Below are 26,248 nucleotides of genomic sequence, written 5' to 3' on the forward strand. Positions count from 1 at the left end.
ATCTAGCTCCTTTTGTGATTCCCAGCCCGCGCTCCCCATCGCGGGTTTTTTTCGTCCGCAAAAACTGCGGACCGCTTGGAATTCTGAACTGTCACATCTCAGTTGACAGTCAAACGCATTTCACCGGCTTTTTCCGCACCCTCCAGATCCTTAATCTGAGCCCATGTTGAACGACAACATTCACTCACTTCAAAAGGACTTCATCATGAGCAACGCTACCTACAACCGCTTGAACAAAGACGATGCAGTAGTGCTGCTGGTCGACCACCAGACCGGCCTGATTTCTCTGGTTCAGGATTTTTCACCCAACGAGTTCAAGAACAACGTACTGGCCCTGGCAGACGTCGCCAGGTTTTTCGAACTGCCGACCATTCTCACCACCAGTTTTGAACAAGGTCCGAATGGCCCATTGGTGCCAGAGCTGAAGGAGATGTTTCCTGAGGCGCCTTACATTGCTCGACCTGGTCAGATCAATGCCTGGGACAACGAAGATTTCGTCAAGGCAATCAAGGCCACCGGTCGCAAGCAATTGATCATCGCCGGCGTAGTCACGGATGTCTGCGTAGCCTTCCCTACCCTGTCGGCACTGGCAGAAGGTTTTGAAGTGTTCGTGGTGACTGACTCTTCCGGTACGTTCAACACCACTGTGCAACAGGCATCCTGGAACCGCATGACACAGGCCGGTGCGCAAATGATGAACTGGTTCTCGGTGGCCTGTGAGCTACAGCGCGACTGGCGCAACGATATCGAAGGCCTGGGTAACCTCTTGTCCCAGCGCATTCCAAACTATCGCAACTTGATGAACAGCTACTCGGCGTTGACTGCACGCCGATCGTAAGTCTGGTTTGCAACCCAAGGCCCGCTTTTGCGGGCTTTGGGCATAGGTTTCATGGTGAACTCTCGCCCATTGCGCTTGATGAAACTCCCCTCCCCCATGCGGCTTGATTCGATTATTCACAATTCGTACTGCACGCAATTTTACAGCCGCCACCGCACCATATCCGCACCAACCTCATGCTCCTGCCGCCTGCAGCTAACGTCCGATATGTCGGATTCACCCATTCACAGAGTAAAGACCTAAAGATCTCTCTGTATGGTTCAACGCTCGCGGATACCTGGAATCAGTATTACGCCGGTGCCAAAACCAAGCTTCCACTGGGGGAGGATTTCGATTTGTGACTATTGCGGCGGTACTCCCTCGATCAAGTAGACATCCGTCTTGGCTGAACGCTGGCGGACTTTCCTCAGTTCGGTGTACTCCGCAGAGTTGTACCAAGCCTGGGCTTTTTCGACGCTCGCAAACTCGATGACAACACGGCGTCGCTTTGGCGCTTCACCTTCAAGCGAGATGGTCTTCCCGCCACGCACGATGAAATGCCCTCCATAGGGTTTGAAGGTTGATTCAACCTGTGCACTGTAGGGCTTCATCCCCTCGGGATCGGTAACCTCAAACTCCGCGACATAGTAGGCCGGTGGTGCTGCCGCATGGTCGTCCGATGCCATTACGCGACAACTGCCCGCCGCAAAACACGCCAGTCCCGCCATTGCAATTGCCATCACCTTTAAATTTTTCATCACTTTCCTCCATTGAAAAACCAGCTTGCCCAGCGCGCACATCTCTTTCGAACTAGCCGGTTACGAGCCAGGCCGCGGGCTAAGCTCGATTGGCGTGGTTTCAATCAAGCGCTTCGACAGAATCATCGACTTGGTTGTGGCAGCGTACTTTTTGAAGTGCGGCGATTCGATATGGCTTTGGTATGCCGAATCGCTGGCGTAGATTTCGAAGAAATGGAACCAATTTGGGCGGTCGACTTCGGCGACGGCGTAGATTGATATGACGCCCGGCTCTACTCGAGTCGATTCCGAGATCTCTTCTTTGACTGCGGCTTGATAGGCCGCAACCTGTGCAGGATCGATTTCGAGTTGCGCGATGCGTACCACTAAGCCATTTTCTTCGGCGGCCAGCGCTTGTCCCGCAAGTAATCCAACCAATGCGACCACTCCTAATAAACGTTTACCCATCAGGTTTCCCCCTCCTTCACTGCGGCAGCGCATACGCCACCACGTAATCACCCTTCTGCGTCGTGGCTGAATTACCGCCAGCGCTGACGATTAAGTATTGTTGGCCCACCGCGAGTTGGCATGCCGATTGGCATAGGTAGGTGAGTGGCGATTCCGAGATGGATTGGCCTGTGACATAACTGGAGGCGCTACTGCTTAACCAGAGAACCGCGTCGGCGATCTCCTCTGGTGAGGCCACCCACGCTAATCAAGGAGTAAGAAGATGAATATGGGGCAAATGTGGGATGTTCTGATGAGTGTTACTCAGCAATCCAGGTAGCGACTGCGCTAGAGGGCTCGAGTCAGTAGAAGCAGGCGCACAGCCGGACTAATGAGAGATATTCATTGCTTCATGTCGGTTTTGCCGTGTAGTCCTCAGGAGGGTCTTGCAATAGTTTGTCAGCTCTATCGCATATCCAGCAGGAGCTTGCCTCATGAGAACACTCGTCACCGCCTCGATGCTGACTGCCGCAATCCTGTCCGACGCATCTGCGCATGCAGCGGATCTTTCGAAGGATCAAGCCATGAGCATTGTCAGGAATGGCGACCAAGCCTCACTGATGGGGGCTCCAGGCAATTTCGTCGGCAACGCAAGGATCGACCCTCTTTTCGCTGCGCGTGAACCCTCTACTGTTTCTGCGGGTGCGGTGACATTCCAGCCGGGGGCTCGATCGGCTTGGCACACACATCCCAAAGGCCAAACGTTGGTAGTCACCACAGGCGTTGGCTGGATTCAGCAGGTGGGCGGTGAGAAAACTGTCATAAAGCCAGGCGATGTAATCTGGACACCGCCCGGCGTTAAACACTGGCACGGGGCGACCGCGACCACGGGAATGACCCATATCGCGATTCAAGAGGCTGTGGATGGAAAGAATGTCGTATGGATGGAGCCAGTCAGCGAAGCGCAATACGAGGCATCGCGATGAGGCCTTTTCAAGCAGGCGTCGCCTGCCTTGGCCTGCTCCTGGCCGCTTGTGCCTCAACGGATCGCGCCGGCCACCGCTAGCTGATGATCGCTGGCTCATCAAGGGGCTGCAGCTCGCGGATCAGGTCGATAAGCAGACGCAGCCCCATCGGTAACTGCCGGTGACTCGAGTAGTACATGTGAAAACCAGGTGCGATGCTGGCCCAATCATCAAGAACAGTTGTGACGTACCCGCTCGCGATAAGAGGCGCCATGGCCGGCTCTGGCGCATACATCAATCCGGCCCCCTGACGGGCTAAAGAAAGGCCGACACGGGTTTCGTCAATTGTAATCAACCCAGGAACCGCAATCGAAACTGCTTCCTCGCCCTTCTCGAACTCCCAGTCGTACATACAGCCGTTGCCCAAGCGAATGCGCAAACAGCGGTGCTTGAGCAAATCCTGCGGATGCTCTGGAACACCAAAGCGCTTCAGGTATTGCGCAGCGCCAGCCACGACCCAGCGAATGTCCGGAGACAAACGTTGAGCGATCATGTCCTCCGGAACAGTGCCGCCGTAGCGTATACCTGCGTCATGGCCTCCGCCGATAACATCGACGATCAGGTTGGTAACAGTCAGGTCAATCTGGATTTCCGGGTAGCGGTCGTTGAAGACGGGCAATACGGGGCCGAGCAACAGATCTGCGGCATCGCTGAGCAAGTTCAAGCGAATACGACCAGTTGGCTCATCTCGGAAACGATTGAGAACCTCCATGGCCTGCCCCATCTCAAGCATGGGCTCGCTTATCAGGTTGTGCAGCTCTTCGCCCGCCGCAGTGAGGGTGACGCTGCGAGTGGTGCGATTGAGTAGACGAACGCCGATTCTGGTTTCCAGACCCTTGATAGCATGGCTCAAGGCGGAGGCACTGATCCCAACCTCTATGCCAGCTCGATTAAAGCTCTGATGGCGAGCAATTGCGAGAAAGTAGACAAAGTCTGCGAGGTTGGCGCGGCTTATATTCATGAGGCCTCACAACTTGGATTTGGGATGGAAGCCAGACCAGCGACCACGTCAGAGGATTCTACCGTCCACATAGATGTATATTTGATGAGTGTTTCTCATCAAATAGTCTCACTTTACTCATCAGTTGGGCGATCGCTGGTCAATGCATGGGACAACGAAGACTCTGATCAAGGCCACCGCATTGACAGCCATGGCTGCCAGCAAAAATAACGGCAAGATGTGAATTTTTTCGTGCCTTCCTGTATCTGATCAGAAAGAAGCAGTGCTATCAAAAAGATGGCATCGGTAAAGGCAAGCTCGTCTGGCCTGCGCCACACCGCAGCTCAGTGGTGTGCATCAGGTCAAATCAGATACAGGGTGGCTCGCATGAAATCACCTGAGAAAGCCGTTAATCCGATCGGATTGGAAGACATCACCATTGTCGACGACGCGAAAATGCGCAAGGCGATCACTGCCGCTGCACTCGGCAACGCGATGGAGTGGTTCGATTTCGGCGTCTATGGTTTTGTTGCCTATGTTCTCGGCAAGGTATTTTTCCCCGGTGCTGATCCCGGTGTGCAGATGATTGCCGCGTTGGCCACCTTCTCGGTTCCGTTCCTGATCAGGCCTCTGGGCGGTTTGTTTTTCGGTACGTTGGGCGATAAGTATGGTCGGCAGAAAGTCCTGGCGGCCACTATCGTGATCATGTCGCTCAGCACCTTCGCCATCGGGCTGATTCCGTCGTATGCCTCGATTGGCATCTGGGCGCCGATCCTCCTGTTGCTCGCTAAAATGGCCCAAGGTTTTTCAGTGGGAGGTGAATACACGGGTGCCTCGATCTTCGTCGCCGAATATGCTCCGGATCGCAAGCGCGGTTTCCTAGGCAGCTGGCTGGATTTCGGCTCTATCGCCGGCTTCGTCTTCGGCGCAGGTCTGGTCGTGCTGATTTCCACCATTCTCGGTGAAGAGCAGTTTGAGGCATGGGGCTGGCGCCTGCCCTTCTTCCTCGCCCTGCCCCTGGGCATGATCGGGCTCTACCTGCGTCACGCGCTGGAGGAGACACCGGCGTTCCAGCAGCATGTCGAGCAACTGGAACAGGGTGATCGCGAGGGCCTTGCCACTGGCCCGAAAGTGTCTTTCAAGGAGGTGGCCACCCAGCACTGGCGCAGCCTGATGACCTGCATTGGCGTAGTGGTGGCGACTAACGTCACCTACTACATGCTGCTCACCTACATGCCGAGCTACCTGACACACAACTTGCACTACAGCGAAAATCACGGCGTGTTGATCATCATCGCGATCATGGTCGGCATGTTATTCGTCCAGCCGGTAATTGGGCTCATCAGCGACAAGATTGGCCGCCGGCCCTTCATTATCTTCGGTAGCGTCGGCCTTTTCTTTCTCGCCATCCCGGCCTTCATGCTCATCAACAGCGGCAAGATCGGCCTGATCTTTTCCGGTTTGCTGGTGCTGGCTGTGCTGCTCAACTTTTTCATCGGCGTAATGGCTTCCACCCTTCCGGCGATGTTTCCCACTCACATCCGCTACAGCGCCTTGGCCAGTGCCTTCAACGTCTCGGTGTTGATCGCGGGTCTTACCCCTGCCGCCGTAGCCTGGCTGGTGGAAAGCACGGAAAATCTGTATATGCCGGCCTACTACCTGATGGTGATTGCCGTGGTGGGGCTGATAACCGGCGTAACGATGAAAGAAACAGCCAACAAACCATTGCGTGGTGCAGCTCCGGCGGCTTCCGACATTGAGGAAGCGCATGAACTGCTTCAGGAACATCACGACAACATCGAGCAGAAGATCGAGGACATCGACAAAGAAATTGCCGAGCTGGAAGCTAAACGCGAGCATCTCGTGCAGCAGCATCCGCGAATCGAATAACGCGGCGACTGGACGTGAGATCCACTGCCAGCACCCCGGGGGGTGTCGGTGTTCCAAAATTATGAACCTGTCCCGACGAAACGGAGCGTGCCCTAGCCTAACGCGGTATCGAGAAACATCATCACGCCAAAACCCAACATCAGTCCCAAAGTGGCGGGCGTTTCATGACCGTTGCGATGCGTCTCTGGTATGACTTCATGGGAGACCACGAAGATCATTGCCCCCGCAGCAAGGCCAAGTGCGATGGGGTAGCCCAGGGCAAAGCCACTGGAAATGCCAAGGCCTACGAGGGCGCCAAAGGGCTCCATCAAGCCAGACCCCACTGCAATCAGTGCCGCGCGCAGCGCCGAGATGCCGGTCACCCGTAAAGCCATGGCGACGGCCAAACCCTCAGGTATGTCCTGGATGGCGATCGCGGTCGTCAGCGGTATACCGACCTGCATGTCGCCGGTGGCAAAGCTGACACCAATCGCCATGCCTTCCGGCAGGTTATGCAGGGTGATCGCCAGGACGAAAAGCCAGACTCGATTGATACGCTTGGCTTCAGGCCCGCGCCGGCCGGTTTTCTCATGTTCGTGAGGAACAAATCGATCAAGGCCGATCATCAATGCAACACCGAGCGCCAATCCCAGCACCACGATACTGGCCGCCAGCAAACTGTTACCGGTGAGTTCCTTGGCCGCTTCGATGCCCGGCAAGATGAGCGAGAAAGAACTGGCAGCCAGCATCATCCCTGCAGCGAAGCCAAGCATGATGTCCTGAGTGCGCGCCGCAATATCGCGCAGTGCAAGCGCGACGACAGCCCCCACGGCTGTCGCAGCAAAGCCCGACAGCCCACCAAGAAAAGCGAAACGCAGATTGTCCTTGTTGGCGCTGGCGAAAGCTCCGTAACCGCTGACCATCAGCACTATCATCACGGACAGTAGAGCCAGCCAAAACACCATGCCGCCCCATCCCGAACGGGTCACCTGTACAAACAAGGCGCGTAAGGGGGCTACAAATGAAGAAGGCGGTTCCGACATGCAGGGCCCCTTATTTTCGTGTTGCGCGTTCAAGGGCGCATCCGAAGGTTCGAATTTTATGAGCGGTGACAAGCCCCGCTGGATACAGGGCTGGATCACGTTTTTTTACCGGGGATCTTGCTGTCTGTCCATTACCGCATTGTCCGTTTCTTCACGCACCCGGTCGGGATCCAGTCCGGTGCTGTCATCATCAAGCGGACGCTCACCTTCGTTATCAGGTAACTCGTCTATGCCCTCCTCCTTCATCGGGTCGACTTCAGTGCGACCAGGACTCAGTGGGTCGGGTGAAGTTGGCATCGGGTCGTCTTGTCCCGCACCGCCCTGCAACTTTGGATCATTATTCATACGCACCTCTCAGCACCCTCACCGTTGAGGATGTATAGCTTGGAGATGCTTCGAATTTCGAGCGTTCGATTTATCCGCGTACCGATCGTCGACGTCCTCCGGTGCAGCCATTGAGTCATCTCGATGGAACAATGCGCGAAGCGTCGTCCTCTATCGCAACACCAAGACACTCTGAGGACGCCGCCATGATCGATCCAAAAACCGGTATGAAGCCAGGCGAGCGGTATGTCGTCGAAAGCCTGGAGCGTACGCAACACTTTCCAGGATTCTTCCTCGATGGAAAGTATTACCTGGGGCCCGAGTTGATGACGACGGTCGGATGGCTGGAAGGACAGACGTTTTTTTACGATCAACTCGACCCTACCGGAGAACCGGTGTTTGCGAATCGGGTCGCTGGCACTATTGAAAATCTGACGCTCATCCTGGCAGATGGTGCACGTCTGAACCTGAACGAGGTGAGGTACAACGCTCGAGAAGAACCCACCCCACCCGAAGTCGATAAAAGTCCCGATGTGCTCGTTCACCCTGTGTCCTCGGCGCTCAATGAAAAACTGGTGGTGATCACGGGAGCTTCAAGTGGGATAGGTCGTGCAGCAGCCTATGCATTTGCTGACAAGGGCGCACGCTTGGTGTTGAGTGCGCGTGACGAGGCCGCACTTGATGACGTTGTCGAAGAATGCACAGCACGTGGCGCTTCAGCCCTGGCCGTGCGCACCGATGTCACGAACAGCGAGCAGATGCGCGCTTTGGCAGACCAGGCCGCTGCCTTCGGCGACGGACGCATCGACATCTGGATCAACAATGCCGGTGTCGGGGCGGTAGGCAGTTTTGAGGAAACGCCGCTGGAAGCGCATGAGCAAGTACTGCAGACGGACCTGTTGGGTTACCTGCGCGGCGCCTATGTGGCATGGCCGTTTTTCAAAGCGCAGAAACGTGGAATCCTGATCAATACGTTGTCACTGGGCAGCTGGGTTGCACAGCCATATGCCGCTGCCTATTCCGCCAGCAAATATGGCTTGCGTGGTCTGAGCGAAGCGTTGCGCGGTGAACTGTATGACTATCCAGATATTCATGTCTGTGACATTTATCCGGCTGTCATGGACACCCCAGGATTTCGTGACGGTGGCAATTTCACTGGCCATGCGCTGAAACCCCCGCCGCCCGTTTATGACCCACATCTCGTCGCCGAAGCCATGGTGGCTTGCGCATTACGTCCGAGGCCGAGTACTACCGTCGGCGCAGCTGCAACGATGGCACGGATAGCGCATTTTTTGCTGCCGGGCTTTGCGTATCTGTCGGGCTGGTTGACTCGCTTAGGCTTGCAACACAGGCCGCAGACTCAGGCCACGTCGGGCAATCTGTTTACCCCATCGAATGCTCAACGCCAGGTTGAAGGTGGATGGCGAGTAACGACGCAACGGCCCTCGCTCGCTGTCGTAGTGGGCGCGACGCTTTTGCTGGGTGGCTTGATGTTCGCTTTGAAGCGCCACGGTCGGCAGTCAGATGGGCCGCGAGGTAAAGGTCGCAAAGTCAGCTGAGGCGCGCAGGCCGTCGTTCAGGCGTGCCATTGAGCAACGAACTACGCTTCATTCAGAATTTATGGTTTAACTAGATAGTTACCTAACTATATAATGCCCCCCTCATTTCAACGGGACATTCAACGTGAAGCAGAGTCAACGCCTCTCGGGCGTATCAAAATTCATTCTGGTCGGGCTGGGCGTGATCATCACCCTCCTCGGCCTGGCGCTGGCTGCGGGCGGCGTGAAGTTGGTCAGCCTGGGAGGATCCTGGTACTTCCTGGTGGGTGGCCTGGTGATGGCCGTTTCCGGTCTGCTGATCGCTCGCTTCAAGACGGCCGGTGCCTGGTTGTTCGCCGCGTTTCTGCTGGGCACGGCGATCTGGGCGGTGAGTGATGCCGGGCTGGTGTTCTGGCCGGTCTTCTCGCGCCTGTTCATGTTCAGCGCCGTTGGCCTGGCGGTCACGCTGGTCTACCCGCTGCTCAAGCGTGCCAATGGTGGCGTGCCAGGTCGCGGTGCCTATGGCATCGCTGCGGTGTTGGCGATTGCGCTGGCGGTGGCGGCTGGCAACATGTTCGTTGCGCACCCGACTGTCGCCGCCACGGGCACTGGCCCGGGCCTGACGCCCGTCGAGCCAGCCAACGCGCAAAAGGACTGGGCGCACTACGGTAATACCGAGGGCGGTAGCCGCTTTGCTGCGCTGGATCAGATCAACCGCGACAACGTCGACAAGTTGAAGGTCGCGTGGACGTACCACACCGGTGACGTCGCCGAGAGCGATGGCAATGGCGCCGAAGACCAGCTCACCCCGCTGCAGGTCGGCAACAAGGTGTTCATCTGCACCCCGCACAACAACCTGATCGCACTGGATGCCGACAGCGGTAAGGAACTGTGGAAGAACTCGATCAACGCGCAGTCGAAAGTCTGGCAGCGTTGCCGTGGCATGGCGTATTTCGACGCCTCCACCGTCATCGCTCAGCCGAGCAATTCGACGATCATCGAAGCCAAGCCCGCGCCGGCTGCCAATTGCCAGCGTCGTCTGCTGACCAACACCATCGATGCCCGCCTGATCGCGGTCGATGCTGACACCGGCGAGTTCTGCCAAGGGTTCGGCAACAACGGTCAGGTGGATCTGAAGGCTGGACTGGGTAATGTCCCGGACAGTTACTATCAGCTGTCCTCCGCTCCATTGATGGCCGGCACGACTGTCGTGGTGGGTGGTCGCGTGGCTGACAACGTGCAAACCGACATGCCGGGTGGCGTGATCCGTGGTTTTGACGTGATCACCGGCGCCATGCGTTGGGCGTTCGACCCGGGCAATCCGCAGGATCGCAATGCGCCGGCAGAAGGCGGCACTTACGTGCGCAGCACGCCGAACAGTTGGGCGCCGATGTCCTATGACCCGGCGACCAATACGGTGTTCCTGCCGATGGGCAGTTCTTCCACCGACATCTATGGTGTCGAACGCAGCAAGCTCGATCACACCTACGGCGCCTCGATCCTGGCGCTGGATGCCACCAGCGGTGAAGAACGCTGGGTCTTCCAGACCGTTCACAACGACCTCTGGGACTTCGACCTGCCGATGCAGCCGAGCCTGATCGACTTCACCAAGGACGGCAAAACCGTACCGGCGCTGGTCATCGGCACCAAGGCCGGGCAGATCTATGTGCTCGATCGTGCCACCGGCAAACCGCTGACCGACGTTGAAGAAGTGCCGGTCAAGGCGGCCAACATCCCCAACGAACCCTACTCGCCAACCCAGCCGAAGTCGGTGGGCATGCCGCAGATCGGTGCGCAGCACCTGACCGAATCCGACATGTGGGGCGCGACCCCGTACGACCAGCTGTTGTGCCGTATCGATTTCAAATCGATGCGTTATGACGGCCTGTACACCGCGCCCGGTACCGACAAATCGCTGAGTTTCCCAGGCTCGCTGGGCGGCATGAACTGGGGCAGTATCTCCACTGACCCGGTGCACGGTTTCATCTTCGTCAACGACATGCGCCTGGGTCTGTGGATTCAGATGATCCCGTCGCAGAACAAAGGCCAGGCCACTTCCGGTGGCGAAGCGTTGAACACCGGCATGGGCGCTGTGCCGCTCAAGGGCACGCCGTATGCGGTGAACAAGAACCGCTTCCTGTCGGTGGCCGGCATTCCTTGTCAGGCACCGCCGTTCGGCACGCTGACCGCCATCGACATGAAGACACAGAAAGTCGCCTGGCAGGTTCCGGTCGGCACCGTTGAAGACACCGGTCCCCTGGGTATCCGCATGCACCTGCCGATCAAGGTGGGTCTGCCGACCCTCGGCGGCACCCTGTCGACCCAAGGTGGCTTGATCTTCATCGCCGGCACCCAGGATTTCTACCTGCGCGCCTTCAACAGCGGCAACGGTGAAGAGGTGTGGAAAGCCCGCCTGCCAGTCGGCAGCCAGGGCGGCCCGATGACCTACGTCTCACCGAAGTCCGGCAAGCAGTACATCGTCATCACCGCCGGTGGTGCGCGCCAGTCGACCGATCGCGGCGACTACGTGATGGCTTACGCCTTGCCGTAAGCCGCCGTGCCCGCCTCACTGGCGGGCAACTCCTCTGTGCGCGGCACCTGCGGGTGCCGCGCCGCTTTGCGCAATCATTCAAGATTTCACCTGGAAGACTCACATGTTTTTGGCTGTTCGCTTTTCTCATGCAGGCTGGCTCAACGGCTTGCTGTTGGGCCTGACCTGCAGCGCCACCCTGCCCGCCTTCGCCGATACCGATTCGAACCTCTTGACCCGCAATACCCTGACCGGTGATTGGGGTGGTCTGCGCCACCAGATGGATCAGGACGGCATCAAATTCACCGGCGATTACAGCGGCGAAACCGCCTACAACGCCGATGGCGGCCTGCACCGTTCGGCCCGTTACTCGCAGAACATCAAGCTCGGCGCGCAGTTCGACCTGAGCAAACTGTATGGCGCGGATAACGCCGGCAAGATCCAGCTGACCATCAACGACCGACGCGGCAATAGCGCCTCCGAGGATCTGGTCGGCAACCGTCTGCCCATCCAGGAAAACTACGGCGGTCTCTACACTCGCCTGACTGAACTGAGTTACGAGCGCAGCCTGTTTACTCCGTCGCTCAACGTGAAGCTGGGCTATATGGCCATGGGCAACGACCTCGGTGGCCTGGACAGCGGCATTCTCTGCAACTTCATGAACGCCGGTTTCTGCGGCCATCCACTGAACATGTCCGGCGGCAGTGGCTGGACCAACTACCCCAACGCCCACCTGGGCGTGCGCGTGAAGTACGACCTGTCGTCGTCCTGGCAGCTGCGCGTGGCGGCCTTCAATGTCGATCCCGAGAGCAACGGCAATTCCAGCCGTGCCTGGCACCTGGGCCCGAAACATACCACCGGCACCGTGGTGCCGATCGAACTGGTGTACAAGCAAGCGGGCGAGTTGCCCGGCGAGTACAAGGTTGGCTACTACTACGACAGTTCCGATGTGCAACGCATCGGCAGCGATAAGGAAGTGTCCGGCCGCAGCGGTCATTACCTGCTGATCGATCAGGCCGTGTGGCGTTCGCAAACGTCCGAGGGCCGCAGCCTGCACGCCTTCGGCCAATACTCGGCGGCCAGCGAAGCGGCTTCACCGTTCAGCAAGTGGTACGGCACCGGCGTGGTGCTGTACAAACCGTTCGAAGGTCGCCCGCGTGACACCGTCGCCCTGGGTTATGGCCGAGCCGTACCTAACCCGCGCAGCCGCGATGTGCAGCAGGACGCCGCGCTGGCCAACGGCACAACGTTGCCAAATCTGGACAGTGCCGAACAACTGGTCGAGCTTGGCTACGGCTACCAGGCCACTCCCTGGCTGACGCTGCGCCCGAATATGCAATACATCATCGAACCGGGCGCATTTTCCGGGCAGGACATCGACAATGCACTGGTGCTCGGTTTGCAGGTGAAAGCTACGCTCTGAACGGTCGATTTCCATCGCCAGTGGTGGTCACACCATTGGCGGTGAAGTCCCGACCGCCAAGGACTTTATAAATCTCGGAAACCACCTGCATCGTGGCGTCTTCGATCGTTCCTTCATTTCGGCATAAAACCCAGCCGTGATCTGCAATCGCCCGCTCGAACGACTGGGTACAAGCGACCTGTTCTTCCAGCTTATGGATCACCGTACTGCTCAGCCCACGCCCTCGTGCCGCTGCCCTTGCCCATGAAATATCAGGGTCGGTGACAACGCCGACATGCAGGTCTGGCACTTGCACGTGTCGATCAATGTTCAACTGCAGAATCTCTGCAAACGGGACTATCCGGCGAAACGCGGCATCAGACGGGTACCAGCGATCGATCAGGATGATGCTGCCAGGTGGCTGTTTAGCCAGCACGTGCCGGGAAATCCAGCTACGACTATCAGCCAGGCGCTCACAAATCCTCAACTCCAGCTCCCGGCTGGGATTTCTGACGAGCTTGTTGACGAGGGCCATTGTTTCACCCCTATGGGGATCGCTTTTTTTCTCGCAAAGCCGGATCACCTTTCTGTTGTCTGCCCTCAGTGCTTTCGTAACGGCTTCCAACAGTGTGGTTTTACCGGTTCCCTTGGGCCCATCCAGAGAAACAAACAGCGGACGATTCATTCATCACTTAACGATTGATAGATTGATGAACACTCTAACCTGATTAAATCAAACTATGGCTGAGGATCCACGCATCCGCTGGCGATTCGTCAGGCCTGCCTGACAGGTTTTGCGTGATCACGCGTTGCGCTTGCGCGAGCGCGCCACTCTCATAGAGCACCAGGGCACGCACACTATCGGCTTGCGTGCCAGCCGGGGCAAAACACTCCAGGCGCAGGCGCGCCGTCGCCAGGCATCCCTGGCTCAGGTCGATGAGGCTTTCCAGCGCCGTCGCCGCGCAGGCCAGGTCATTCACACCCTGCCTGATCGCCAGGGACAGCCTGCACCTTGCCTCGTCGAACCGCCCGAGGGCCATCAGGCGCGAGGCCGCCCGCAGGGTGATGGCGACGTCCAGAGGTTGCGGCTTCCAGACGGCCGCAAGATCGCCGACGTCGAGTGCGCTCATGATCCCTGCCGTGTGCTCGCCACGCGCCGGGATCGAACCTGGCACCTGGACCCGACCATCGAACCGTGGCGCGGGACTGGTTTGCAACAAGCCGTCGCGTTCGAAGTACACGCCCCGCTCCACCATATGCGGGTGCTGCGAGGCCTCGCGGGGGCTCAGGACCGGGGCGAAACACACGTCGGTGCCTTCGAGCAGGTCGCACCAGTGTTCCTGCGGCTGGCTGGCAAACACTTCGGCCAGCAACCCGCGCAGTTCCTCCCAGCGGCTCATGTCCCACTGCTTGGCGAAACGCGGGTCATCCTCCAGGCCCAGCTTGTTCAGCAGCAGTGCATGGAATTGCGACTCCATCGAGCCCAAGGCCACGTACTTGTCGTCCGCGCAGCGATAGGTGGCATAGAAATGCGAGCCGTCATGCACGCTCTTGCCGCGCTGTTCCTTGAGCAACCCGCGGCCCTGCAGCGACAGCATCAACTGCATCATGTGCGCTGAGCCGTCGACGTGGCCGCGTCGACCACCGTGCCCTGGCCGGTCTGCCGCGCATTGAGCACACCGGCCAGGATGCCGATCGTCAGGTACAGCGCACCACCGCCGATATCACCGATCAGGGTGATGGGAGACGACGGCGCTTCGTTGACTGTGGGAGCCAGCCTGCTGGCGATCGCGTCGGGTCAGTCAACCTGGATGTTGAAGCTGATGCCCTCATCGCCAGCAGGCTAGCTCCCACAGGGATCTGTAGTGGCTGCAGGACTTGCGTACGCTGAAGATCACACTGTGGGAGCCAGCCTGCTGGCGAGGCGTCGGGTCAGTCAACCTGGATGTTGAAGCTGATGGCCTCATCGCCAGCAAGCTAGCTCCCACAGGGGATCTGTAGTGGCTGCAGGACTTGCGTACGCTGAAGATCACACTGTGGGAGCCAGCCTGCTGGCGATCGCGTCGGATCAGTCAACCAGGATGTTGAAGCTGATGGCCTCATCGCCAGCAGGCTAGCTCCCACAGGGATCTGTGGTGGCTGCAGGACTTGCGTACGCTGAAGATCACACTGTGGGAGCCAGCCTGCTGGCGATCGCGTCGGGTCAGTCAACCTGGATGTTGAAGCTGATGGCCTCATCGCCAGCAGGCTAGCTCCCACAGGGATCTGTGGTGGCTGCAGGACTTGCGTACGCTGAAGATCACACTGTGGGAGCCAGCCTGCTGGCGAGGCGTCGGGTCAACATCGTCGAAACGAATCGGTTTATCGAACCCCTCCCGAAGCGACAGGTCTGATCCTGTATACCTCCTCGGAATAATCCAATGTCCGCTCAACACACCCTTGTCGTACTCGCTCGGGGCGGATATGCCGCTCGGGGCGTCCTGTATCTGATCATAGGTATCTTCGCTCTGCTGGCGGCTCAAGACTCGACAAAACCCAAGGACAGTCACAAAAGCCTGGAAGCGTTGTTAAGCCAGCCTTTCGGTTATGTGCTGGTTGGACTGGTTGTGGCGGGCCTGATCGCCTTCGCCGGGTGGCGAATATTGCAAGCCATTCGCGACGTCGATCATCACGGTACGAAGCTCAAGGGGTTGGTGATTCGTGCAGGTTTGTTGGCGGGAGGTTTGATCAACGGCGCTCTTGCGTTTTTTGCATTGGGCCTGCTCATCAGCGGCGTCAGAAGCTCAGGCAATTCCGCAGGTGGCGAGACAAAGGATCTACTGGCCCATCTTTTGTCCTGGGATCACTCAAACGTGCTGGTCTACCTCGTGGCGCTGGTCCCACTCGGCGTAGGCATTGCTCACATCATCAAGGGATGGAAGGCCTCGTTCGAGAAGTATTTTGAGGCTGATGAGGACGTGATGCGCTACGTACGACCGGTGGCTCGTTTCGGACTCATAGCCCGAGGCGTGGTGTTTATCGAGATAGCCCTGCTGCTGGCAATCAGCGGCTCCCGTTATAAAACCGCTGATCCTCCAGGCATGAAGGAGGCCCTTGATGCGCTCCAGAACCTGCCAGCCGGGGTTTTGATCCTGATGGTGATGGCATTTGGTTTGATTGCCTTTTCGGCTTACAGCTTTTCCGAGGCTGCCTGGCGCAAGATAAACATGGATGTGCCGGGAGTATCGGGATCCTAATCGCTACGGGATGGCAATTCAGAAGGAGGTAAGGCGTTTGGCCTATCTTGATTGGGTTCAATGGCCGGCGATGGTTGTCACTGTGCTGGCCGCATGGCTGATCGGATCTCAGCAGCCAAAAAGGCGAATGATCGGGTTCGTTTGTTTCAGCTTAAGCAATGTGTTGTGGGTGATTTGGGGCCTGTATGCACACGCCTACGCGCTGATCGTCCTGCAGATTTGCCTCTTCCTCATGAACCTTCGCGGGTTTAAAAAGAACTGTAAAGGCCAGTAGAGCTAGTGTTCCCGGGACGTTCGGGAGCCGTAAAGATTTTTTCTGAACCCTCGGGCATTCATGCCCAGGAGTACACACTCAAGGACGATCAACGCCTGAGCGTTGGAGTGTAGCCCCCAAACAACCCACAAAACATTGCTCACGATGAAGCCCCAAAAGGCGATCATCCGCCGACGTGGTCGTTGCGAACCAATGAACCAGGCCGAGATCACTGTCACAATCATCGCGGGCCATTGCAGAAAATCGGCGTATTCCAAGGTATTTCCCTCCGCTCGCTCCAGCAGGCGCCTCTTATTTCTTGTGCGGTAGCACCGCTCCCAATACCTGCTTGGCGGTTTGCAAGATCACCCCGGCCTCGTTCGGGTCACCCTTGAGCAACGTCGTGGCAAACTTTTTCGCCTGTTCGAGCTTGATGTGTGGCGGCAACGGCGGCACGTCGGGATCGGTCTTGAACTCGATCAGCACCGGAACATCCGAGGCCAGCGCCTGTTCCCAGGCGGCGGCGACGTCTTCCTCGCGGTCTACGAAAATTCCTTTCAGCCCAATCGAAATGGCGAACAGGTGGTACGGCACGTCTGGAATGCTTTGCGATGCCTCGAACTTCGGATCCCCCTCCATCACCCGTTGCTCCCAGGTGACCTGATTGAGGTCCTCGTTGTTGAACACCGCACAGATCCATTTTGGGCTTTCCCACTGTTGCCAGTATTTGGCGACGGTGATCAGCTCGGCCATGTTGTTCATCTGCATGGCACCATCACCCACCAGCGCAATCACCGTGCGTTCGGGAAACGCAAACTTCGCCGCAATCGCATAGGGCACCGCTGCGCCCATTGAGGCCAATCCGCCGGAAAGCGAGCACTTCATGCCGCGACGAATTTTCAGATCGCGGGCATACCAGTTGGCGCACGAACCGGAGTCGCTGGTGATGATCGCCCGCTCCGGCAAACGAGGTGACAGCTCGTAGACCACCCGTTGTGGATTGATCGGTTTGGCTTTGACCATGGCGCGTTTTTCCAGGGTCTTCTCCCAACTACCGCGCCAGCCTTCTACTTTTTTGCGCCATTTGCGTTCGGTTTTCTGTTCGAGCAACGGCAGCAATGCAGCAAGTGTTTCTGCAGCATCGCCCACCAGGTTGACCTCCATGGGATAACGCAAGCTGAGCATGTCCGGTTGCAAGTCGATCTGCACGCCGTGCGCCTGCCCTTCTTTGGGCAAGAACTCGGAATACGGGAAGCCCGAGCCGATCATCAGCAAGGTGTCGCATTCGCTCATCAGCTTGTAACTGGGCTCGGTGCCGAGCAAACCGATACTGCCGGTGACCCAGGGTAAATCGTCGGGCAGTGCGGCTTTACCGAGCAACGCCTTCGCCACACCGGCGCCAAGCTTCTCCGCCACCGCAATCACTTGATCGGTGGCCTGCAGCGCGCCGGCCCCAACCAGGATCGCGACCTTCTGTCCCGCGTTCAAAACGTCTGCCGCTCGCTGCAGATCCGCCTCGTAGGGCACCACTCTCGGCTTGCTGTAACCAACGCCCGAATGCGCCGTGCCATGGGCACGGGCCGGCGCCTCATACTCAAGATCTTGCACATCATTGGGCAGAATGATTGCCGTCACGCGCCGTAAACCGATGGCAGTGCGCACGGCCCGATCGATCAAGTGCCGTATTTGCGCCGGCGCCGAAGCCTGCTGGACAAAGGCTCCGGCGACATCCTTGAACATCGACAACAAATCGAGCTCTTGCTGGTAATGGCTGCCCAACGCCGTGCGCGCCTGCTGGCCGACGATGGCCAGCACTGGCATGTGATCCATCCGGGCGTCGTAAAGCCCAGTGATCAAGTGCGATGCGCCAGGGCCCGAAGTGGCAATGCACACGCCCAACTCACCGGTGAACTTGGCATGCGCCGACGCCATGAAGGCAGCCATTTCCTCATGCCTGGCCTGAACGAATTCAATCTTCCCCTTGGCCCGGCTCAGCGCTCCGAACACGCCGTTGATGCCATCCCCTGGATAACCAAAGATCCGGGTCACACCCCATTCGCTGAGCCGTTCAATCAGAAAGTCGCCCACTGTCGTCGTCATGTCGTTCCTCGCCCTCAACCTGTGCATCGAGCATTTCCGACAGAACATCCCGTCGGAACGTGTAAGGGTCTGGACACTCGGGTGCAGATCGAAGTTCTGCCGGATGTCAGTCAGTCGCGTTGAACTCGAACCTTCCCGCTAAAGACGCTGAAGCCATAGGTGTTGTAGATGAGCGTTACCGGGATCAGCACCGCGAAACCGACCAGCATGAAAATCTGGCTGTTGGGGCTTGAGGCAGCCGCCTGCAAGGTCAGCTGCGGCGGCACGATCATTGGAAAGAGCGCCGCGATCATCAATGCAAACGCCACTATGAAAACGCCCAATGCACAGAACAGTGGCAGAAAATGACGACGGCTTCGAAACCCCAGGACAAAACCAAGCGGCAGTGCAACCAGCAGCGTCATGGCCGGCATCCACACCAGGGGATCTGCCAGCCGTTGTGCATAGCGAGTATCCAAAGTCGCCGTCCAGGCCACCAACAGGCTCAACAACACGATGGTGACGGCCGCCAGCCTCTTCGCCTGCAAGCTGGATCGCCTCTGGAGTTCCCCTTCGGCGCGCCAATAGAGCCAGCAAGCCCCCAACCACGTATACCCCACCACGAGCACTGCACCACAGAACAGCGGGAACACGTTGAGCCACTCCGCGCCATCACCACTGTATTGGCCGCCATGATTCGGTACACCTTGTACGAGGGTTCCCAAGATGATTCCCTGTGTCCCGCCGGCCAGCAGTGAACCGCACGACAGCAATCCATCGACTACGCGCTTGAAGCCATCGCTGGGAGCGTAATCACGAAATTCCAACGCAACGGCGCGCAGAATCAGCGCCAGAAACATCAAGATAAATGGCCAATAAAGCGCCGGAAGCAGGATGGCGTAAGCCAACGGGAACAACGCCAGCAGACCGCCTCCTCCCAGCACCAGCCACGTTTCGTTGGCATCCCAGATCGGCAAGATTGTCACGGCCATCGCCCGTCGATCCTTACCGCAAGGCGTAAGGCCCATCAGCACCCCGACGCCCAGATCAGTGCCGTCGAGCAGCACATAGTTCATCACCGAGAAGGCCAGGGCAGCGGCAGAAAGCAGGACGATCCAATCAGTGTCCGGCATGGATTGCGCTCCTCAGGATTGCCCTGTCTCGTCTGCCAGCGTCGGTTGCGGCCCGGCTTCACCCTTTCGCGGTGGCTCGCGCAAAATTCGCAACAACACCCAGAGACCGATACCGAAGATCAGCAGGTAAAACACCAGGATCGTCCACGTCGCGCCTATCACCTGCTGGTGCGACACCGACGACAGGCTGTCAGCTGTGCGCAGCAAGCCATAGACGGTGAAAGGCTGGCGACCTACCTCTGTCACTACCCAGCCACAAAGCATCGCGAGGAATCCAGCCGGGGCCATCAGCACACACCCGCGCAGCATCCAACGCGCGGTGTACACCCTATGGCGCCAGCGCAACACCAAACTGGTCAGCCCCTGCCCAACCATCAACAGCCCCAGACCCACCATGAACCGAAACGCGAAAAACACAATCGGCACCGGCGGAATGTTTTCGGGAGGGAATTCGTCCAGCGCGGCGATGGTGCCCGTCAGATCGTGCCGCAGGTACAAAGAGCCAACACGAGGAATCGCCACTTCCCAATGATTACGACGTTCGGTCATGTCGGGAATGGCAAACAGTCGCAACGGTTCACCCGCGCCGTCAGGCGGACGCGTCCACGAGCCTTCAATAGCAGCAACCTTCAGAGGTTGGACCTTGAGACTGTGTTGCCCATGCAAATCGCCCACCAGGATTTGCAGAGGTGAGAGTACGACGATCATCCATAACGCCATGGAAAACTGAAGGCGTGCTCTAGGGTTTTCCGGCTGCCGCAATAGTTGCCAGGCGCTGATGCCGGCCACCAGGGTGGCGGTGCCGAGAAACACCGCCAGCGTCATGTGGGCCAGCCGATAGGGAAACGATGGATTGAAAATGATCGCCCACCAGTCCTCGGCCATGAAGCGGCCATCAGGGCCCAGGGTGTAACCGGCGGGCGTCTGCATCCAGGAGTTGGCCGACAGGATCCAGAACGCGCTAATCAATGAGCCCACGGCAACCGCACAGGTGGCGAAGAAATGCAGACGAGGGCCGACCTTCTTCAGGCCAAACAGCATGATGCCCAGGAAGCCCGCCTCCAGGAAAAAAGCGGCAAGCACTTCGTAGAACATCAACGGGCCCAGGATATCGCCTGCCTGGGTGGACAGGCGCGACCAGTTAAGTCCGAACTGATACTCCAGAATCAGACCCGACGCCGTGCCCACCGCCACATTGAGCGCGAATATCTTGAGCCAGTAGAGGTAAACATCCAGATAGATTTTTTGCCCGCGCCACAGCCAGAGACCTTCCAGCACCATCAAAAAATTGGCCAGCCCGATGGTGAGTGCAGCCAACACGATATGAAAGCTTATGGTGATCGCAAACTGAGCACGCGCAGCCATCAGCGCCGAATCAAAGGTGTCCATGCCCCCAACGCTCTAACGGGATGACAGAAATCTTGCCGTTACGCTCCAGGATCGCAAACTTGATCTGGTCAATGGTTTCTATGCCTTGGCTTGAGCGGGCCGCTTCCATCACATCTGCTTCGACCAGCCGGGCATGCCGTAGGCGCTTACTTAAAAGCTTTCCGTTTTCAACGATGATGGTAGGGCCGCCATCAATGAGTTTTGACACCCAGCCCGAGCGTTGCTTGAGCAGTGAAAGGCCGACATCGATGGCGATCAACGTGACGATCACCAGGACAGAATTCGTCAGGGAAAAGTCATCCCCCAGCAATGCCTGCTGCGTGGCTTCGCCAATGATCATCAACAACACAAAATCGAATGTCGTCAGTTCCGCCAGTGAACGCCTGCCGGCGATCTTGAACAGCACCATCAACACCAGATACATCGCGAAGGCACGCAATACCGAATCCATATATCACCTCAAGGGAAAATGAATTGATCCATGGCCACAGGTGCCGCGCCTGGTGATGACACGCGGGTACTGAACAGTCCCAATCCGTCACCACGCAACGTCATATACAGATTCGCGCGTCCTTGGGCATCCGCTTGCAGCCATAGCTTCATACCCTCCCCGCCACTGCTGGCGCGGCCTGGCTCCGGCAGCATTGATTCGATGCTGAAACCATCCAGTAACGCCCCGGAGAGCTCGAGCTCAACCATCGCATCCGGCGCGCCGATTACACTGATCACCATTGGATTGGTCGAACCGTTACGGTGAAAAACCTCGTACTGCACTCTGAGTCTGCCATCGCTACCCTTGACGTCTCGGGAGCTCATCGGCCCGCGTGAGAACATTCCGCATAATCCCAGCACAACCAACAGCACCAACACGTACCAACCGCATCGCTCGAACCGCCAAACCTTGATCTGACAGGCCATGTCTTCACGAACGGGGTAGTCTCGGTTCTTGTAGTCGTCGTGGCTGCCTTTATCGCTCATGGCATGTTCCTACCCTCGTTCACCCGCCAGTGCACGGCGGTGAAAGTCCGGTAAATGCTTCAACGCGTATTCGGCGGCTTGGCGCTGCACCTGGCAACGAGAGTCGAAAAAACGATGTTTATGACTGAACACACTTCGGCCCTGTTCCGATTGAAAAGCCCAGGCGAAGCAGACTGTACCTGCCGGAATACCATCGATATCTTCCGGGCCCAGTATTCCAGTGGTCGCCACGGCAACATTGGCCGTGCTGTCGTACAACGCACCCAGGGCCATCTCTCTGGCGACCTCGCAGCTGGTGAGATTGAAGGTCTCGATGGTCTGGGGATTGACTCGCAATAGACGCTGCTTGGCTTCAGGGGAATAAACCACATAGCCACTTTCGATCAGCTCACCACTTCCCTCGATCTCCGACAAAAGCGTCACAATTTTTCCTGCCGTACACGACTCTGCGGTTGTGAGTACAAGATTGTGCTCACGAAGGTAATCAACAATCCTGGCTGCAATGGACATCACATTTTTTCCGATGAGGTCTTCGCAGTTGACCCTTGCAAGGCTCGTTCATTCCAAGTTCTGCTCACGGGACATGTACTTCCCTGTTCCGAGCCAATTCACTGAGTGCCAAAAAAACAAGGCGATTTGTTAACATCAATAAAATCAATTACTTACCTTTCCATAAAATAGCTTTGAATTTTTTCGTGCACTGCCACTCTATGAGCAAATGGAGGGGAATCCATTGACGGACTGCCTATTTTGTGAGCAAACCAGTGTAGGAGGTTTCATGAGCGCGCAGCCAATTGAGTACTCTTTCGAGGTCTATGAGGAGTCTTTCGCTAATGCCCCTGTCTGGAGCGTTGAAGCAACAACGCCCTTCCCGGCTGTGTCGATAGGTGATCGTTTCAATCATCTGGGCCTTGAGGTTGCCTGGGGCAGAACGGCCTCCGAGGAAGAGGAATATCGAGTAGTCGACATCGACCATGTTTTTTCGAATAGCGAAGGCAAGCTTGCTTACAAAAGCAGGGTGAAACTGATGCTGACACACCGCAACCAGGTATTTTGAATAACCTGGTCAACGCCGTGATGCTAGCCGCTCGACAGAAATCTCAATTCAATCCCGAGCCGCTTGTCATTTGCCAAGGCTTAGGGCAGGGTCGATACCACCGAGATTTCTGTCAAAGGAGTCACCCATGTCAAAGCTATATCCCAGTATCGATCCCGAAGGACTGGTCGAGTACTCAGTGGTCTACACCGACCGCTCGCTCAACCACATGTCGCAGTCATTTCAAGGCGTGATGAAAAACATTTCCAAGACCCTGAAGCAGGTCTACAACGCCCAGGGTGTTGCGGTGGTCCCGGGCAGCGGCACATTCGGCATGGAAGCGGTGGCGCGTCAGTTTGCTACCGAGCAGCGATGCCTGGTGATACGCAACGGCTGGTTCAGTTATCGCTGGAGTCAGATCCTTGAGATGGGCAACATCCCGGCGGCCACCACGGTGCTCAAAGCCCGACCGGTCGACACCGGTCGCCAGGCGGCCTACGCCCCACCCCCTCTGGACGAAGTGCTGGCAGCCATTGAGGCGTCGAGGCCACAGATTGTCTTCGCCCCCCACGTTGAAACCTCATCAGGGATTATCCTGCCCGACGAATACCTGCGGGCCGTCGGCGACGCCGTGCATGCGGTGGGTGGCCTGTTCGTGCTGGACTGCATCGCCTCAGGCACGCTTTGGGTCGATATGCACAAATGCGCAGTCGACCTGCTGATCAGCGCACCGCAGAAAGGCTGGAGCGCCTCCCCTTGCTGCGCCCTGGTGATGTTCAGCTCCCTGGCCCTCGCGCGCATCGAGAAGACGCAAAGCAGCAGCTTCGCCTGCGACCTGAAAAAGTGGCTGCAGATCATGCAGGCCTACGAACAGGGCGGACATGCCTACCATGCGACCATGCCCAGCGATTCCCTCGCGCGATTCAACGAAGTGATGAAAGAGACGCAAGCCTACGGTTTCGACAAGGTCCGCGACGAACAGCAGGCGCTGGGCGATCGGGTGCGCGCCATGTTGACCGGCAAAGGTTTCAAAAGCGTGGCCGCCGCCGGCTTCCAGGCCCCTGGCGTCGTGGTGAGCTACACCGATGATGCCGACATCAAGAACGGCAGGAAATTTGCCAACCATGGCCTGCAGATCGCCGCCGGAGTGCCGTTGCAATGCGACGAGCCGGCCGACTTCCAGACCTTCCGCATCGGTCTGTTCGGGCTCGAAAAGCTGCACAATATCGAGCGCACGGTCAGCACCCTCGAGCAGGCACTGGACGAGGTGATGGTTGACTAAGCCCTCATAACGATTTAGCCAATCTGTTGCGTTGACCGGTTGAATCCACAGCCAATAGCGGACATTCAGTCCCGCTATTGGCCAATCATCAGGCGTCCCTATTCCGAATCTTCAATTGACCTTGTTCAATTGCGGCAGCTGCCATTTGCCCGAGAGCACATCCTCTGAAGGTTGATACAGGCGTAACATCACGTAGAAGCCGCCTGTGGGTGCTGGTAGCCAGTTGGCGGCATTCTCTCATGAACGTCGCCGCCCGGACGGGATCCCGGGCCATGGAAGCTTCAAGGACATTGCGTTGGCCATTCGAAGCTCAAGATGGTTCCAATCTCTCGTATTGACATATCGGTAAATCTCGATATCCTAGGGTTATGGAATTGATCGAAATATTCAAAGCCCTCTCAAACCCTACGCGTCTTCAAATCCTGAAAGGCTTGAAGGACCCCGTAAAGCACTTCCCTGCGCAGGATGAAGGTGACGTTCACACGGTCGGCGTTTGCGTCAGCAGTATTCAGGAAGGTATCGGACTGTCGCAATCAACGGTGTCCGGTTATCTGGCCACTTTGCAACGAGTGGGCCTGGTGGAAGTCAGGCGCATCGGGCAGTGGACCTACTACAAACGCAATGAAGCAACCATCAGTGCGCTTGCCGAGATCATTGGCAAGGATCTGTAATTTTTTACCGCAACACATCGAGATTTCTCGATATCTAATTTTATCGATGCGAGGATTTACCATGAAAGCGATGATACTTGAATCATTCGGCGGTCCTGAATCGTTCGAACTCTGCGATGTACCCAAGCCCGTGCCGCACGCGGGACAGATCCTGGTCCGGGTACACGCAACCTCAATCAATCCATTGGATTACCAGGTTCGACGTGGCGATTATCCCGACCTGGTGCAACTGCCAGCCATCACCGGACATGACGTATCCGGCGTTGTCGAAGAAGTGGGGCCAGGTGTGACGGCCTTCATTCCAGGAGACGAAGTCTGGTACACCCCGCAAATATTCGAAGGGCCGGGAAGTTATGCCGAGTACCACGTCGCTGACCAAAGCATTGTCGGCAAGAAGCCTGCCTCGCTGAGCCATCTTGAGGCGGCAAGCCTGACCCTGGTGGGCGGGACGGCGTGGGAAGCACTGGTGGTGCGTGCGGCGCTCAGGGTCGGGGAAAGCATTCTTGTACACGGCGGCGCGGGAGGCGTCGGTCATGTCGCCATCCAGCTGGCGAAAGCCATGGGCGCAAGGGTGTTCACCACCGTGCGCGAAGCCAACATTGAGTTCGCACGCCGCGTGGGTGCCGATGTGATCATCGACTACGAAAAAGAAGATTATGTTGACGCCGTCTTTCGCGAAACCGGTGGCCGCGGCGTTGATGTGGTGTTCGACACCATCGGCGGCAACACATTGTCACGCAGCCCCGATGTGCTCGCACAACTTGGCCGCGTCGTCACGATCGTGGACATTGCGCAGCCGCAAAACGTCGTTCAGGCCTGGGGCAAGAACGCGAGTTATCACTTCGTCTTCACCAGGCAAAACCGCGGCAAGCTTGATGAGTTGAGCGCACTGGTAGAGCGCGGTCAGCTTCGACCACACGTTGGCGCTGTCTATTCGCTTGCCGACATTCCCCTCGCTCATGCCCGGCTGGAAAGTCCCAACAACGGTATTCAAGGAAAAATCGCGATTGCCGTCGAGCCATCGCTCCTCTCGTAAATGCGAACTTTTAATCGTTCAAGTCAATTTTGAGGTAAGCCATGATCTATGAAATCGCTCTGCTCCCCGTTCACAAAGAACGCATCGAGATGTTCCGACAAGCATTTGCCGAGGTCGCTCCTTTGCTCACCCGCGCGAAAGGTTACGGCGGCCACCTGCTCGCGCAAGGGATCGAAAGCCCCGAACAGTTCAACCTGATAGTGAGATGGCAATCACTCGAAGATCACACGCCGGGCTTCGAAGCGAGTGAAGACCATCGGCTGTTCATGATGGGCCTGGAGGAATATTTTTCGGAGGAACCGAAGGTCTACCATATTGAAGGGAATACCGTCGGCATGGATGCTGCCAGCGCTTCAAGCGGCTTGTGGCCTTAAAGAAAATAGCCGTTGTCGGAAACAGACGTTCTGTGACCTGCAACTTTCGGCCGGAAGCAGACGTTTAGCCTCGTGTCCCAATCATTCATAATAATTGTTCCACCAAGAA

27 protein-coding genes and 2 pseudogenes are annotated in these 26,248 nt (G+C 57.5%); 14 read left to right on the top strand and 15 right to left on the bottom strand.

Annotation, left to right across the window (positions count from 1 at the left end):
• Positions 1–205 precede the first annotated feature (205 nt).
• Both ycaC and SOP85_RS31315 read left to right on the top strand, forming a co-directional pair.
• Positions 206–838, top strand: a complete 633-nt coding sequence (gene ycaC / locus SOP85_RS01850) for an isochorismate family cysteine hydrolase YcaC (protein WP_323625886.1) — start codon at positions 206–208, stop codon at positions 836–838.
• A gap of 176 nt (positions 839–1,014) precedes the next feature.
• Entirely contained in the window at positions 1,015–1,179 is a 165-nt protein-coding gene (locus tag SOP85_RS31315; RefSeq protein ID WP_442967893.1) for an OprD family outer membrane porin, read from the top strand.
• On the opposite strand, the gene SOP85_RS01855 is transcribed toward SOP85_RS31315, so the two are convergent.
• Positions 1,180–1,575, bottom strand: coding sequence for a DUF1330 domain-containing protein (locus tag SOP85_RS01855; protein ID WP_323625887.1), 396 nt, complete (start codon positions 1,573–1,575; stop codon positions 1,180–1,182).
• A gap of 60 nt (positions 1,576–1,635) precedes the next feature.
• A complete protein-coding gene (locus tag SOP85_RS01860) occupies positions 1,636–2,022 on the bottom strand; it encodes a putative quinol monooxygenase (RefSeq protein WP_274075213.1) in 387 nt (128 codons plus the stop codon).
• Positions 2,023–2,495: 473 nt separating this feature from the next.
• On the opposite strand from SOP85_RS01860, the gene SOP85_RS01865 reads away from it, so the two are divergent.
• Positions 2,496–2,987 carry a (R)-mandelonitrile lyase gene (locus SOP85_RS01865; RefSeq protein ID WP_323625888.1) on the top strand — a complete coding sequence of 164 codons (492 nt, stop codon included), beginning with the start codon at positions 2,496–2,498 and terminating at the stop codon, positions 2,985–2,987.
• A 76-nt stretch (positions 2,988–3,063) separates the two neighbouring features.
• Here SOP85_RS01865 and SOP85_RS01870 read toward each other — a convergent pair whose 3' ends face one another.
• On the bottom strand, positions 3,064–3,987 hold the full coding sequence (locus tag SOP85_RS01870) for a LysR family transcriptional regulator (protein ID WP_323609198.1): 924 nt from the start codon (positions 3,985–3,987) through the stop codon (positions 3,064–3,066).
• A gap of 366 nt (positions 3,988–4,353) precedes the next feature.
• Between SOP85_RS01870 and proP the strand changes: the two genes are divergently transcribed.
• Entirely contained in the window at positions 4,354–5,856 is a 1,503-nt protein-coding gene (gene proP / locus SOP85_RS01875; RefSeq protein ID WP_274075354.1) for a glycine betaine/L-proline transporter ProP, read from the top strand.
• A 92-nt stretch (positions 5,857–5,948) separates the two neighbouring features.
• Here the strand turns inward: proP and SOP85_RS01880 are convergent, their stop codons facing one another.
• Complete coding sequence (locus SOP85_RS01880; protein ID WP_323625889.1) at positions 5,949–6,878, bottom strand: ZIP family metal transporter; 930 nt, start codon at positions 6,876–6,878, stop codon at positions 5,949–5,951.
• Positions 6,879–6,983: 105 nt separating this feature from the next.
• Positions 6,984–7,223: a hypothetical protein gene (locus SOP85_RS01885; protein WP_274075216.1), complete on the bottom strand. Its 240-nt coding sequence runs from the start codon at positions 7,221–7,223 to the stop codon at positions 6,984–6,986.
• A 185-nt stretch (positions 7,224–7,408) separates the two neighbouring features.
• Between SOP85_RS01885 and SOP85_RS01890 the strand changes: the two genes are divergently transcribed.
• The 3 genes from SOP85_RS01890 to SOP85_RS01900 all read left to right on the top strand — a co-directional run bounded on the left by SOP85_RS01890 (position 7,409) and on the right by SOP85_RS01900 (position 12,693).
• The gene (locus SOP85_RS01890) at positions 7,409–8,761 is read left to right on the top strand and encodes an SDR family oxidoreductase (RefSeq protein WP_323625890.1); all 1,353 of its coding nucleotides are present in this window, start codon (positions 7,409–7,411) and stop codon (positions 8,759–8,761) included.
• A gap of 124 nt (positions 8,762–8,885) precedes the next feature.
• On the top strand, positions 8,886–11,291 hold the full coding sequence (locus tag SOP85_RS01895) for a glucose/quinate/shikimate family membrane-bound PQQ-dependent dehydrogenase (RefSeq protein ID WP_323625891.1): 2,406 nt from the start codon (positions 8,886–8,888) through the stop codon (positions 11,289–11,291).
• A gap of 103 nt (positions 11,292–11,394) precedes the next feature.
• Positions 11,395–12,693 (top strand): carbohydrate porin, encoded by a 1,299-nt coding sequence (locus tag SOP85_RS01900; protein WP_323625892.1) that lies wholly within the window; start codon positions 11,395–11,397, stop codon positions 12,691–12,693.
• Here the strand turns inward: SOP85_RS01900 and SOP85_RS01905 are convergent.
• Positions 12,683–13,357 (bottom strand): dTMP kinase, encoded by a 675-nt coding sequence (locus SOP85_RS01905; RefSeq protein ID WP_323625893.1) that lies wholly within the window; start codon positions 13,355–13,357, stop codon positions 12,683–12,685. The genes SOP85_RS01900 and SOP85_RS01905 overlap by 11 nt on opposite strands.
• A gap of 43 nt (positions 13,358–13,400) precedes the next feature.
• Positions 13,401–14,461 (bottom strand): annotated as a pseudogene (locus tag SOP85_RS01910) (CoA transferase).
• Positions 14,462–15,092: 631 nt separating this feature from the next.
• Here SOP85_RS01910 and SOP85_RS01920 point away from each other — a divergent pair.
• Together SOP85_RS01920 and SOP85_RS01925 are read left to right on the top strand one after the other, a co-directional pair.
• Positions 15,093–15,908 carry a DUF1206 domain-containing protein gene (locus tag SOP85_RS01920; protein ID WP_323625895.1) on the top strand — a complete coding sequence of 272 codons (816 nt, stop codon included), beginning with the start codon at positions 15,093–15,095 and terminating at the stop codon, positions 15,906–15,908.
• A 37-nt stretch (positions 15,909–15,945) separates the two neighbouring features.
• A complete protein-coding gene (locus tag SOP85_RS01925) occupies positions 15,946–16,182 on the top strand; it encodes a hypothetical protein (protein WP_274075266.1) in 237 nt (78 codons plus the stop codon).
• Between the two features lie 2 nt (positions 16,183–16,184).
• Here SOP85_RS01925 and SOP85_RS01930 read toward each other — a convergent pair whose 3' ends face one another.
• The 7 genes from SOP85_RS01930 to SOP85_RS01960 all read right to left on the bottom strand — a co-directional run bounded on the left by SOP85_RS01930 (position 16,185) and on the right by SOP85_RS01960 (position 22,250).
• Complete coding sequence (locus SOP85_RS01930; protein WP_408601111.1) at positions 16,185–16,406, bottom strand: hypothetical protein; 222 nt, start codon at positions 16,404–16,406, stop codon at positions 16,185–16,187.
• A 67-nt stretch (positions 16,407–16,473) separates the two neighbouring features.
• Positions 16,474–18,261, bottom strand: a complete 1,788-nt coding sequence (locus tag SOP85_RS01935; RefSeq protein ID WP_323625898.1) for a thiamine pyrophosphate-requiring protein — start codon at positions 18,259–18,261, stop codon at positions 16,474–16,476.
• A 110-nt stretch (positions 18,262–18,371) separates the two neighbouring features.
• Positions 18,372–19,373, bottom strand: coding sequence for a cytochrome d ubiquinol oxidase subunit II (gene cydB, locus SOP85_RS01940; RefSeq protein WP_323625899.1), 1,002 nt, complete (start codon positions 19,371–19,373; stop codon positions 18,372–18,374).
• Positions 19,374–19,385: 12 nt separating this feature from the next.
• On the bottom strand, positions 19,386–20,762 hold the full coding sequence (locus SOP85_RS01945) for a cytochrome ubiquinol oxidase subunit I (RefSeq protein ID WP_323625900.1): 1,377 nt from the start codon (positions 20,760–20,762) through the stop codon (positions 19,386–19,388).
• The gene (locus tag SOP85_RS01950; RefSeq protein ID WP_323625901.1) at positions 20,749–21,213 is read right to left on the bottom strand and encodes a DUF421 domain-containing protein; all 465 of its coding nucleotides are present in this window, start codon (positions 21,211–21,213) and stop codon (positions 20,749–20,751) included. The genes SOP85_RS01945 and SOP85_RS01950 overlap by 14 nt, the downstream gene beginning before the upstream one ends.
• Before the next feature lie 8 nt (positions 21,214–21,221).
• Positions 21,222–21,740 (bottom strand): hypothetical protein, encoded by a 519-nt coding sequence (locus SOP85_RS01955; RefSeq protein WP_323625902.1) that lies wholly within the window; start codon positions 21,738–21,740, stop codon positions 21,222–21,224.
• 9 nt (positions 21,741–21,749) lie between these two features.
• Entirely contained in the window at positions 21,750–22,250 is a 501-nt protein-coding gene (locus tag SOP85_RS01960; protein ID WP_323625903.1) for a CinA family protein, read from the bottom strand.
• A gap of 268 nt (positions 22,251–22,518) precedes the next feature.
• Between SOP85_RS01960 and SOP85_RS01965 the strand changes: the two genes are divergently transcribed.
• Both SOP85_RS01965 and SOP85_RS01970 read left to right on the top strand, forming a co-directional pair.
• Positions 22,519–22,797 (top strand): hypothetical protein, encoded by a 279-nt coding sequence (locus SOP85_RS01965; protein WP_274075274.1) that lies wholly within the window; start codon positions 22,519–22,521, stop codon positions 22,795–22,797.
• 127 nt (positions 22,798–22,924) lie between these two features.
• Positions 22,925–24,058 (top strand): aminotransferase class V-fold PLP-dependent enzyme, encoded by a 1,134-nt coding sequence (locus SOP85_RS01970; RefSeq protein WP_323609216.1) that lies wholly within the window; start codon positions 22,925–22,927, stop codon positions 24,056–24,058.
• Between the two features lie 111 nt (positions 24,059–24,169).
• Here SOP85_RS01970 and SOP85_RS01975 read toward each other — a convergent pair.
• Positions 24,170–24,283 (bottom strand): annotated as a pseudogene (locus SOP85_RS01975) (hypothetical protein); the annotation flags it as partial.
• Between the two features lie 143 nt (positions 24,284–24,426).
• Here SOP85_RS01975 and SOP85_RS01980 point away from each other — a divergent pair.
• The 3 genes from SOP85_RS01980 (at position 24,427) to SOP85_RS01990 (ending at position 26,139) form a co-directional block, all read left to right on the top strand.
• A complete protein-coding gene (locus SOP85_RS01980; protein ID WP_323609217.1) occupies positions 24,427–24,729 on the top strand; it encodes an ArsR/SmtB family transcription factor in 303 nt (100 codons plus the stop codon).
• A 61-nt stretch (positions 24,730–24,790) separates the two neighbouring features.
• Positions 24,791–25,765, top strand: a complete 975-nt coding sequence (locus SOP85_RS01985) for a zinc-dependent alcohol dehydrogenase family protein (protein ID WP_323625905.1) — start codon at positions 24,791–24,793, stop codon at positions 25,763–25,765.
• A gap of 41 nt (positions 25,766–25,806) precedes the next feature.
• Positions 25,807–26,139, top strand: coding sequence for an antibiotic biosynthesis monooxygenase family protein (locus SOP85_RS01990; RefSeq protein WP_323625906.1), 333 nt, complete (start codon positions 25,807–25,809; stop codon positions 26,137–26,139).
• The last annotated feature ends 109 nt before the right edge of the window (positions 26,140–26,248 follow it).

Source organism: Pseudomonas sp. YuFO20, assembly GCF_035064975.1.
In the GTDB taxonomy this organism is placed as follows: domain Bacteria; phylum Pseudomonadota; class Gammaproteobacteria; order Pseudomonadales; family Pseudomonadaceae; genus Aquipseudomonas; species Aquipseudomonas putida_AE.

Coding starts and splice junctions, on each gene's coding strand:
- ycaC (WP_323625886.1), top strand. CDS start 206: ATGAGCAACGCTACCTACAACCGCTTGAACAAAGACGATGCAGTAGTG.
- SOP85_RS31315 (WP_442967893.1), top strand. CDS start 1,015: ATGCTCCTGCCGCCTGCAGCTAACGTCCGATATGTCGGATTCACCCAT.
- SOP85_RS01855 (WP_323625887.1), bottom strand. CDS start 1,575: ATGAAAAATTTAAAGGTGATGGCAATTGCAATGGCGGGACTGGCGTGT.
- SOP85_RS01860 (WP_274075213.1), bottom strand. CDS start 2,022: ATGGGTAAACGTTTATTAGGAGTGGTCGCATTGGTTGGATTACTTGCG.
- SOP85_RS01865 (WP_323625888.1), top strand. CDS start 2,496: ATGAGAACACTCGTCACCGCCTCGATGCTGACTGCCGCAATCCTGTCC.
- SOP85_RS01870 (WP_323609198.1), bottom strand. CDS start 3,987: ATGAATATAAGCCGCGCCAACCTCGCAGACTTTGTCTACTTTCTCGCA.
- proP (WP_274075354.1), top strand. CDS start 4,354: ATGAAATCACCTGAGAAAGCCGTTAATCCGATCGGATTGGAAGACATC.
- SOP85_RS01880 (WP_323625889.1), bottom strand. CDS start 6,878: ATGTCGGAACCGCCTTCTTCATTTGTAGCCCCCTTACGCGCCTTGTTT.
- SOP85_RS01885 (WP_274075216.1), bottom strand. CDS start 7,223: ATGAATAATGATCCAAAGTTGCAGGGCGGTGCGGGACAAGACGACCCG.
- SOP85_RS01890 (WP_323625890.1), top strand. CDS start 7,409: ATGATCGATCCAAAAACCGGTATGAAGCCAGGCGAGCGGTATGTCGTC.
- SOP85_RS01900 (WP_323625892.1), top strand. CDS start 11,395: ATGTTTTTGGCTGTTCGCTTTTCTCATGCAGGCTGGCTCAACGGCTTG.
- SOP85_RS01905 (WP_323625893.1), bottom strand. CDS start 13,357: ATGAATCGTCCGCTGTTTGTTTCTCTGGATGGGCCCAAGGGAACCGGT.
- SOP85_RS01920 (WP_323625895.1), top strand. CDS start 15,093: ATGTCCGCTCAACACACCCTTGTCGTACTCGCTCGGGGCGGATATGCC.
- SOP85_RS01930 (WP_408601111.1), bottom strand. CDS start 16,406: ATGATTGTGACAGTGATCTCGGCCTGGTTCATTGGTTCGCAACGACCA.
- SOP85_RS01935 (WP_323625898.1), bottom strand. CDS start 18,261: ATGACGACGACAGTGGGCGACTTTCTGATTGAACGGCTCAGCGAATGG.
- cydB (WP_323625899.1), bottom strand. CDS start 19,373: ATGCCGGACACTGATTGGATCGTCCTGCTTTCTGCCGCTGCCCTGGCC.
- SOP85_RS01945 (WP_323625900.1), bottom strand. CDS start 20,762: ATGGACACCTTTGATTCGGCGCTGATGGCTGCGCGTGCTCAGTTTGCG.
- SOP85_RS01950 (WP_323625901.1), bottom strand. CDS start 21,213: ATGGATTCGGTATTGCGTGCCTTCGCGATGTATCTGGTGTTGATGGTG.
- SOP85_RS01955 (WP_323625902.1), bottom strand. CDS start 21,740: ATGAGCGATAAAGGCAGCCACGACGACTACAAGAACCGAGACTACCCC.
- SOP85_RS01960 (WP_323625903.1), bottom strand. CDS start 22,250: ATGTCCATTGCAGCCAGGATTGTTGATTACCTTCGTGAGCACAATCTT.
- SOP85_RS01965 (WP_274075274.1), top strand. CDS start 22,519: ATGAGCGCGCAGCCAATTGAGTACTCTTTCGAGGTCTATGAGGAGTCT.
- SOP85_RS01970 (WP_323609216.1), top strand. CDS start 22,925: ATGTCAAAGCTATATCCCAGTATCGATCCCGAAGGACTGGTCGAGTAC.
- SOP85_RS01980 (WP_323609217.1), top strand. CDS start 24,427: ATGGAATTGATCGAAATATTCAAAGCCCTCTCAAACCCTACGCGTCTT.
- SOP85_RS01985 (WP_323625905.1), top strand. CDS start 24,791: ATGAAAGCGATGATACTTGAATCATTCGGCGGTCCTGAATCGTTCGAA.
- SOP85_RS01990 (WP_323625906.1), top strand. CDS start 25,807: ATGATCTATGAAATCGCTCTGCTCCCCGTTCACAAAGAACGCATCGAG.